8 protein-coding genes are annotated in these 9,126 nt (G+C 65.5%); 6 read left to right on the top strand and 2 right to left on the bottom strand.

Features of this window, described 5'->3' with window-relative positions:
* Positions 1–78: 78 nt before the first annotated feature.
* Positions 79–750 (bottom strand): tetratricopeptide repeat protein, encoded by a 672-nt coding sequence (locus DVDV_RS20705; RefSeq protein ID WP_075356473.1) that lies wholly within the window; start codon positions 748–750, stop codon positions 79–81.
* 318 nt (positions 751–1,068) lie between these two features.
* Between DVDV_RS20705 and DVDV_RS20710 the strand changes: the two genes are divergently transcribed.
* From DVDV_RS20710 to thpR, 3 genes are read left to right on the top strand one after another with little or no spacing between them, the layout of a single operon-like run.
* Positions 1,069–4,407, top strand: a complete 3,339-nt coding sequence (locus DVDV_RS20710) for a PAS domain S-box protein (RefSeq protein WP_075356474.1) — start codon at positions 1,069–1,071, stop codon at positions 4,405–4,407.
* Positions 4,404–5,696: a diguanylate cyclase gene (locus DVDV_RS20715; RefSeq protein ID WP_075356475.1), complete on the top strand. Its 1,293-nt coding sequence runs from the start codon at positions 4,404–4,406 to the stop codon at positions 5,694–5,696. Before DVDV_RS20710 ends, DVDV_RS20715 begins: the two co-directional genes overlap by 4 nt.
* Before the next feature lie 45 nt (positions 5,697–5,741).
* Complete coding sequence (gene thpR / locus DVDV_RS20720) at positions 5,742–6,311, top strand: RNA 2',3'-cyclic phosphodiesterase (RefSeq protein ID WP_075356476.1); 570 nt, start codon at positions 5,742–5,744, stop codon at positions 6,309–6,311.
* A 101-nt stretch (positions 6,312–6,412) separates the two neighbouring features.
* Here thpR and DVDV_RS20725 read toward each other — a convergent pair whose 3' ends face one another.
* Positions 6,413–6,901, bottom strand: coding sequence for a hypothetical protein (locus tag DVDV_RS20725; protein ID WP_075356477.1), 489 nt, complete (start codon positions 6,899–6,901; stop codon positions 6,413–6,415).
* 285 nt (positions 6,902–7,186) lie between these two features.
* Between DVDV_RS20725 and DVDV_RS20730 the strand changes: the two genes are divergently transcribed.
* The 3 genes from DVDV_RS20730 to DVDV_RS20740 all read left to right on the top strand — a co-directional run.
* Positions 7,187–7,636 carry a universal stress protein gene (locus DVDV_RS20730; RefSeq protein WP_075356478.1) on the top strand — a complete coding sequence of 150 codons (450 nt, stop codon included), beginning with the start codon at positions 7,187–7,189 and terminating at the stop codon, positions 7,634–7,636.
* Positions 7,637–7,766: 130 nt separating this feature from the next.
* On the top strand, positions 7,767–8,876 hold the full coding sequence (gene hisC, locus DVDV_RS20735) for a histidinol-phosphate transaminase (protein WP_075356479.1): 1,110 nt from the start codon (positions 7,767–7,769) through the stop codon (positions 8,874–8,876).
* Positions 8,866–9,126 (top strand): (d)CMP kinase (locus DVDV_RS20740; protein WP_175577145.1); only part of this gene is annotated, 261 nt, incomplete at its 3' end. The genes hisC and DVDV_RS20740, both read left to right, overlap by 11 nt.

Consider the following 9,126-nt stretch of genomic DNA (forward strand, 5'->3'; position numbering starts at 1 on the left):
CCGGGGATCATCCCCCCGGTGGGTCCAGGGCAAAGCCCTGGTCTTCTCATCCCTTCTCATCTCTCACGTGCAGCACCGCTATTTGCCGACGCGCGGCTTCGCTGCTGTTGCTGCTGCCGCTGGCGTCGGCGTCGCCGCTGCTGGCGCTGCGGCTGGCGTGGCGGCGGGCTGGTTTACTTTAGCGCAGGCGGTGATGGCGGCGCGGTATTCTTTGAAGGCATCGGAGAAGGCCGGGTCTTTGGCCATGGCTTTGCGGTAGTTATCCAGGGCGCTTGGGCAGTTGCCGGCCTGCATGTCCAGGTTGCCGAGGTAGTAGTAGGTTTGGGGGTTGCTGGAGTTGCGGTTGACGGCTTTGGCGAGGGCATCTTTGGCGGCCGGGAATTGGGACCGGCTGTAGCGCAGGATACCCAGGGCTTCGAGGGGCCGCGGGTTTTCGGGTTCGAGGCTGGCGGCTTTGGACAGGGCGGCTTCGGCCTGTTCGGGCGCATTGGTTTTGGCGGCGCACAGGCCGAGCAGCAGGAAGGCTTCGGTGGACCGGGGCATTTCCCGGACGAGTTCGGTCAGTTCGGGCATGGTGGCGGCGCAGTTGCCGGCGGTTGCGGCCTGTTTGGCTTTTTCCAGGCGTTCGGCCGGGGTGGCTTGTGGTGGAGGCGGGGGTGTCAGGGTTTGTTTCTGGCAGGCGGCCAGGGGAAGCATGGTCAGCAGGATGCAGAGGAGGGCTGTGGATGGCAGCCGGGAGGAAGAAAGCATGGCGTGTCTCCTGGATGGGCACGGCCCGCCGTGGCGCGCCTGTGAATGCATATTACTGAACTATCCGAATACGTTGAAGATAGTCTTGGATTCCGGCCCCTGTCAATCCCTTTGCCGGGCTCTGGCAGGAGTGTCTTGACGGATATTCCCGACCGACGTAGAGGATAATGGCCTATGTCAATGACCCTCTCCACGCTGCTCCGGAGTACTTGTGCATCGCATGATTGAGCCGTTTTCGAGTGTGTCATCCCTGGCATGTTCCCTGCTTCCCCCATTTCTCTCCTATCCGGCCTTCGGGCTGAGCGCTGCGTAACAGCCATGTCGACAGCAGCGGAAGCGTCGAACGCGGGCCAGCCTGCCTCTCATCTTCACAGCGGCCTCATCTTTATTGGCCTCATCGCCATTGCGATAGGCATTCTCGGCTTCTACAACACGGATCTGTTTGAAATTCTGTCCGACCTGCTCTGCGTGCTGACCGGGGCGGCCACCTTTCTCGTGATCTGGAACGCCCGGAGCCATGTGGAACACGGCTTTCTGCTGGTGCTGGGCATGGCTTTCCTGGCGGCGGTCGTGTTTGACGCGGCCCGGCTGGTGGCCATGGCCTCCCAGTTGCAGTTCCCGTATGACCCCGGGTTGTTGTCGGGGCTGCGCACGGTCGGGGCGCTGGTTCTGGCTGTATCGCTGAGCGCCGGGGCCTGGCTGGCCCAGAACCGTCGTGTCTCCCCGGGCATTGCCGGCGTCCTGATGGCGGTCGCTTCCGTGCTCCTGGCCTTGGCCCTGATGCCGCTTGGACCACTGGACGTCCTGGGGCTGTGGGGACTGGCCGATTCCGGCGCAAAGGGCCATCTCCTGCTGCAAAAAATCGGACTTGGCCTGGCCTCGCTGCTCTATGCGGCGGCCTGGGCCGGGGTGTGGCATTCGCGGCGGGAGTTGGCCCGGCCGATCGGCCGGCTGTTGCTGGCCTGTCTGGCCTGCCTGGCCATATCCGGCGTCTTGTGCGTCATTGGCCCATCCAAGGGGCTGGCCTGCGTGGCCGGGCACGTCCTCAAAGTGCTTGGCTACTGCCTGGGCTGCCAGGCTATCGTGGTGACGGGCATAAGTCGGCCGTATTACCTTCTTTTCCGGGAAATCAGCCATCGGGAGCAGGAGCTGACCGGGCGCATGGTGCGCTTAAACGCCCAGGCCCGGGCCATTTTCGATCTTGGCGGGGCGCAATCCCTGGAGAATGGAAAATTCAAGGAGTTCGCGACGACCCTGGTGCAGCGGGCCATGGCGGTACTGGGCGTCAGCCGGGCCGGGGTGTGGGTGTTTTCGCCGACCCATGACCGGCTGGTGTGCCTGCTTGGCGGCGGCACAGGCAGCGAAGACGAGGGTATGAGCCTGCCCAGCCTGGACTATCCGGATTATTTTGCCGCCGTGGCCCACGAACGGGTGGTGGCCGCCGATCAGGCTGAAACGGCACCCCTGACCCGGCCTTTTCGCGAGGCCTATCTCAGGCCCAGGGGCATCGTCTCCCTGCTCGACGCGCCGTTCCGATTTGCCGGCCGGGTTGCCGGGGTGCTGTGTCTGGAACATACGGGCATGCAGCGCCGCTGGTCTGACGACGAACTGGCCTTTGCCGGTTCCATGGCCGACATGCTGAGTCTGGCCCTGGAGACGTCCGAGCGTCGCCGGGCGGCCCGGGAACTGGCCGAGAGCGAGCACCGGCTGCGTTCGCTCCTGGACGCCATGCCCGATCCGGTCTGTTTCAAGGACGCCAAAGGCCGCTGGATCGTGGCCAACCAGGCCCAGATCGACGATTTCGGCCTGGCCGGCGTGGCCTGGCAGGGCCTGACGGACACCGAACTGGCCGAGAGGACCGTTATCGAGCGCGATGTCTTTGCAACGGCGGCCGCGACCGATACCCGGGCCTGGGCCAATCATGACGTCACGGTTTACGGCATCTCCATGACCACCCCGGGCGGCCAGATGCGCCACTTCGATGTGACCAAGGCCCCGCTTTTCAATGCCGACGGCTCCCCGAAAGGGCTTGTGGTCCTGTCCCGGGACATCACCGCCTACCGCGACGCCCTGGCCCGGTTGCGGGAAACCAATGAAGAGCTGGAAGCCATTTACAACGAGACCTCCGACGGCCTGGTCATCGCCGATGCCAAGGCCAGCACGGTGGTCCGGGTCAATGCCGCGGCCTGCCGGATGTTTGGCTACACCCCAAGCCAGCTCACGGCCCTGGCCCCCTGGGAATTGCATCCCGAGGCCGACCGCGAGACGGCTGCGGCCCGGTTTGCCGAAATCGCCGCCGGCAACCGTCGCCTGCTGGAGAGCATTGCCTGCCGGCGAAACACCGGCGTGGTCTTTTACGCCGACATCTCGGCCCAGGCCATCACCTACGGCGGCCGGCCGGCCATCCTGGCCTTTTTCCGGGACATCTCCGAACGACGGGCCAATGAGGAACGCATCAAGATTTCCGAGGACCGCTTCCGCAAGGTCTTCAACAGCACCTACGACGCCATCTTCCTGCACGATGAGCAGGGCCGTCTCCTGGACGTCAACGACAAGATGCTTGAGCTTTTTGGCGTGCGGCGTGAGGAGGCCGCCTCCTTTTTCATCGACGCCGACTACACCAGCCCCGACATGCCCAAGGACACGCTCACCGCCTACTGGCGCGACGCCATGGCCGGCGAGGAACGCTTCTTTGAATGGAAGGCCCGCCGCCCCCACGACGGCAGCCTGTTTTACGTCGAGGTCTATCTGCGCCGCATCCTGGTCGGCGCGCGCCACGTCATTTTGGCCAACGTGCGCGACGTCACCGAGCGAAAGCGGGTCCAGGCCGCCCTAAACGCCCGGCAGGAAGAAATTTCGGCCCTCAACCACGATCTGGCCAGCCGGGTGCGCGAGGAAACCGAGAAAAACCGCCACAAGGACATCCTGCTCCTCAACCAGACCCGACTGGCCGCCATGGGCGAAATGATCGGCAACATCGCCCACCAGTGGCGGCAGCCTCTAAACGCCCTGAGCATCCTGCTGGCCAACCTGCGCTTTGAATACGAGGGCGTGTGCGAGGACACCCGCGCCCTGGACACGGCCCACAAGCAGGCCTTCGACATCCTGCGCAAAATGTCCTCGACCATCGACGACTTCCGCAATTTCTTCAAACCCGACCGCAAACGCGAGCCGTTCCTGGTCGTGGACGCCATCGGCGACGCCCTGCTCCTTATCGAAGCCAGTCTGGCCCAGCACGGCATTGTCGTGCGCTTCGTCGCCCGCCACAATCCCCGGGTGGAAGGCTTTCGCGGCGAATTCGCCCAGGTGGTGTTAAACCTCCTCGGCAATGCCAAAGACGCCGTCCTGGCCCGCAAGCCCCAGGCCGGGCGCATCGACATCCGGGTCATGGAACGCCGGGGCAAGGCGGTGGTGTCCATCCGCGACAACGGCGGCGGCATTGCCCCGGCCATCCTGGAGCGCATCTTCGATCCCTATTTCACCACCAAGGGCAGCGAGGACGGAACGGGCCTCGGCCTTTACATGTCCAAAACCATCATCACCGACCATATGCTCGGTTCCCTTACCGCTGCCAACCACGCCGACGGCGCACGGCTGGTCATCCGTTTGCCCCTTGCCGCCGCCGGGAAGCCCCCTGTGCCAGGAGATGTCCCATGAGCAAGCCGCCCCTCATACCCGAACGCCTGCGTCCCCTGCGTTCCATGCATATCCTCGTAGTCGAGGACGACCGGTTCGCCCGGGAACAGTTAAGCCTGCTGCTGTCGCGCTTCGCCGCCCGGCTCACGACTGCCGCCGACGGGGCCGAGGGCCTGGACACCTTCAAATACGAGCGCCCGGACATCGTCGTCACCGACATCAACATGCCCCACTTAAACGGCCTGGACATGGCCCAGGCCATAAAGGCCATGGACCCGGCCACGCCGGTCATCCTGGTCACCGCCCACAGCGACACGCAATTTTTCCTGCGCTCCATCGAGATTTCCATCGACGGCTACGTGGTCAAGCCCATCAATGCCGACAGCCTGCTGACCCTGCTGGCCAAGCAGGCCAAAGGGCTGCTCGATGCCCGCGCCGCCGACGCCCGGGCCGGCATGTTCCGGTTTATCCTCGACATCAATCCCAACTTCATCCTCACCCTGCACGCCGGCGAGGTGGACTACATCAACCGCACCTTCCTCGATTTCCTTGGCGCGCCCAATCTCCCGGGCCTTAAAAACGGGCAGCACGCCGGGCGAATGCTGGAAATCGACGGCCGGTCCAACAGTGCCGCCGATCTGACCTGGACGACGCTGCTCGACAAGCGCGAAAACATGACCCATCAGGCCGTTTTCACGCCCAAACCCGGCGAAACCGACCGCGACCGCACCTATCTCGTTTCGGCCGCCGGCTTTCCCGAACTCGACCGCACCATCGTCACCTTCACCGACATCACCCCCCTGGCCGAAGAGCGCCGCCTGCTGCGCATCCGGGCCACCACCGACGCCCTGACCGGCATCGCCAACCGGGCCGAACTGGCCGAGGCCATGACCCGCGAATGCAACCGCACCCAGCGCCATGCCGTGAGCCTTGGCGTCATCATGTTCGACATCGACCACTTCAAGGCCGTCAACGACACCTACGGCCATCCGGCCGGCGACGCCGTACTGACCACCCTGACCCACCTCGTCACCCAGCATGTGCGCGACCTGGACACGTTCGGCCGCTTCGGCGGCGAGGAGTTCCTGCTCATCGCCCCCCAGACCAGCGCCGACGAGGCCGCCGGACTGGCCGAACGGCTGCGGGCCGATATCGAAAAACACCGGTTCCCGGCCATGGGCAGCCTGACCTGCAGTTTCGGCGTCACGGCCCACATCCCCGGCGACACCCCGGAAAGCCTGGTCGCCCGGGCCGATGCGGCCCTTTATGCCGCCAAACAGACCGGGCGAAACCGCGTGGTGGTGCGCTAGAGTCGCCGCCACCGGCCGGCCGGCCAGCCGGGAGGTCACCGCGCCATGGACAGCCTGCGCCTTTTTGTCGGCATTGAACTCCCCCCGGCCCATCAGGCCATCGTGGCCGGGCTGGCCCTGCGGCTGCGGCCCATGCTTGGTGCACCCGCCGCCTGGACCCGGGAAGGCAATGCCCATGTGACGCTCAAATTCCTGGGCAGCGTGGGGCGGGAGCGGCTGGAGGCCGTGACCGCGGCCCTGGCTGCAATCCCCTTTGCCCCGTTTGCCCTGCTGCCCGGGGGCGGCGGATTTTTCCCGGGCCCGGCCCGGCCGCGGGTGGTCTGGGCCGGCCTTGGCAGCGGTGCGGCGCAATGCGCCGCCCTGGCTGCGGCCGTGGATGCTGCCCTGGTCCCGGTCGGTTTTGCCGCCGAGGCCCGCCCATTCGCCGCCCACCTGACCCTTTGCCGGATCAAAGCGCCGGGCCGCGGCGGCGATGCTGCCGGGATACTCGCCCTGCTTGACCGTGTGGACTGGCCGGCCATTCCCGTGCAGGCGCTGACGCTCTTTGCCTCGCAGCCCACTCCCGGCGGCCTGCGCTACCCGGCCGTGGCCCGGTTTGCGGCCACACCAGGCTGACCGGCCGGCAGCGAGCCCGCAAAAAGAAAGCCGCCTGCGAATGACGGCAGGCGGCCTGGAACAGTCCTCGGGACGCGGAGCGTCCGGGCGGGGGCGGTTTCCTAAATGTAATCGCCCCGGTTGAACTTGAACTTTTCGGTAACGGTCATGACTTCCAGTTCGTTGACCAGGGAACCGAGACCCGAGCTCGAGCTCTCCGGCAGATCCTCCTTGAGCTGCCGAACACCGCTTTCAATGTGTTCCAGGACGCCGTAGGCCTGCTTGAGGGAGTCGCTCCCGCTGCCGGCGGCCAGCTTGTCGGCGTAGTTTTCCCACTCAGACAGCAAGGAATCCATGTTTTCCATAGCGGCGCGCTCTTGTTCGTTGATTTCTCCTGCGGCATCGGCGGCTCCGACACTCTGGAGACTGGCAAGATCGATTCCGGCAAGGCTCGAAAGCGGCGGTGCGACAAGGCCCGTGGACTTGGCCGCATCGGTCGTTCCGGTTTCCTTGGCCAGAAGGGCAGCGAAGGCGTCCGAACTTTCCTGGGTCCCCTTGGACTGTTCCGTAGTCTGCCGCAGGGCGGTCAGTTGGTCGGTCTGGATTTTCATCTGCCTTCCCCCCCGTTGACGTTTGCCAGTTACAAGCAAAAAGCCTGCCACACGGTCTAAATCGGCTAACGTCTCGGATTGTCAGTAAAAATAAAAAACAGCAGGCGGAAAATTTTTGCCTCGTCGGCCACGCCCGGCCCCCACGTGATAGAACACCGCAAACGCCTTGTCTATTGCCATCCACTTTGGCATCCTGGCCTAACCGGGTCGCTGCCTTCCTTTCGGACGGCCCGGCGCAAACTTGAGCGTGGGAACGCCCCACGCCCGGAAAAAAGGAGCACCGTCATGGCCAGTGTCCAAAAGATTCTGTGCGCCGTGGATTTCTCCGAAGGCTCGCCACGAGTAGCCGAATATGCCGCCACCCTGGCCCAGGCGACCGGAGCCGAGATCATCTGCGTCTACATTGCCCCGTCCCTGGCCGAATATGTCGGCTTCAACGTGCCCCAGGCGGCGCTCGACACCTTTGTCGGCGATGTGGTGGCCTCGGCCGGTTCCACCATGGACGACTTCGTGGCCGAACATTTCAAGGCCCTGCCCGCCCGGGGCATGGTCCTGGCCGGCTACCCGGCCGAGGAAATCCTGGCCGCCGCCGAAGAGCACCAGGCCGACATGATCGTCATGGGCACCCATGGCCGCACCGGCATCGACCGCATCATCTTCGGCTCCGTGGCCGAAAAGGTGGTCAAGGCCGCCCTGTGCCCGGTGTTGACCGTAAAGCCCCGGGAAAACGTATAACGCCCCGGCAGGGAGAAGCGGCGGCCGACCGGCCGCTGCCCGCCCTCGCCGCCTCCTTGCCACCCGGCCCGGCCGCATCGCCGCTTTGAGGCGCCGACGCGGCCGGCCAAACCATTCTGGAGTAGCCCCGATGCAGCCGAGCGACCGGGTCCGGGACGACGTGCGCGAATTTACGCCCTACGCCCCCGGCCTTTCCATGGAAGAGATCAAGGAACGGTATGGACTGAGCCGCGTGATCAAGCTGGCCAGCAATGAAAACCCGCTGGGAGCCTCACCGCTGGTCAAACGGGTCCTGGCCCGCAAGGCCGATATGGTCTTCCGCTATCCCCGGGCCGGCAATCCGGCCCTGGTCGCCGCCCTGGCAGCCCATCACGGCGTACCCGGAGAATGCGTGGTGGCCGGCAACGGTTCCGATGAGATCATCGACCTGCTGGTGCGGGTCACCTGCCGGCCGGGGATCGATAATGTGGTGGCCTTTGCCCCGTGCTTTTCCATCTATGTCCAGCAGACCCGCCTGTGCGGAGTGGAGCTGCGCCAGCCGCCGCTCGGGGCCGATTTCGCCTTTGACCTGCCGGCCCTGGCCGGGGCCTGCGACGAGCGCACCTCGCTGGTCTTTTTGACCAACCCGGACAACCCCTCGGGCTATGCCGTGCCGGCCGAAGAGATCATCGCCCTGGCCCGGACCCTGCCGCCCAAGGCCCTGTTGGTGGTTGACGAGGCCTACGCCGAATTTGCCGACCCGGCCGAGCGCTATTCCATGCTGGCCCGCTTTGGCCAGTGCGACAACGTCGTGGTGCTGCGCACCTTTTCCAAGCTCTACGGGCTGGCCGGGCTGCGCCTCGGGTTTGGCGTCATGCCGGCCTGGCTGGCTGATTACATGCTACGGGTGCGCCTGCCCTTTAGCGTCAACCTGCTGGCCGAGGCCGCCGGACTGGCCGCCCTGGAAGACGTCGATTTCGTGGCGGCCAGCCTGGAAACCGTCCGCCGGGGACGCACCCTTCTGGCCGACACCCTGGCCGGCCTGGGCTGCCGGCTCTATCCGTCCCAGGCCAACTTCCTCATGTTCAAACCGCCGTATCCGGCCGCCGACATGTTCGAGGGCCTGCTTACGCGCGGCATCATCGTGCGGGCGCTTAAAAGCTACGGCCTGCCGGACCTCTTGCGGGTGAGCATCGGCAACGACGAGGAAAACGCCGCCTTCCTGGCCGCTTTCAAGGACATCATCGACCATGCCGTCTGATACCCGGCGCATCATCACCATCGACGGCCCGGCCGGGGCGGGCAAGACGTCCGTTTCCCGCCGGGCCGCCGGCGAACTCGGCCTGGCCTATCTCGACACCGGAGCCATGTTCCGGGCCCTGGCCCTGCATCTTGGCCCGGACGGCCACCTGCTCCCGGAAGCCGCCATCGACGCCGCCCTGGCCGCCATGGTCTTTTCCCTGGACGGCAGCGGGGCCGACACCCGGCTGCTCGTTGACGGCGTCCCCCTG

It is taken from the genome of Desulfovibrio sp. DV, from assembly GCF_001936595.1.
In the GTDB taxonomy this organism is placed as follows: Bacteria; Desulfobacterota; Desulfovibrionia; order Desulfovibrionales; family Desulfovibrionaceae; genus Solidesulfovibrio.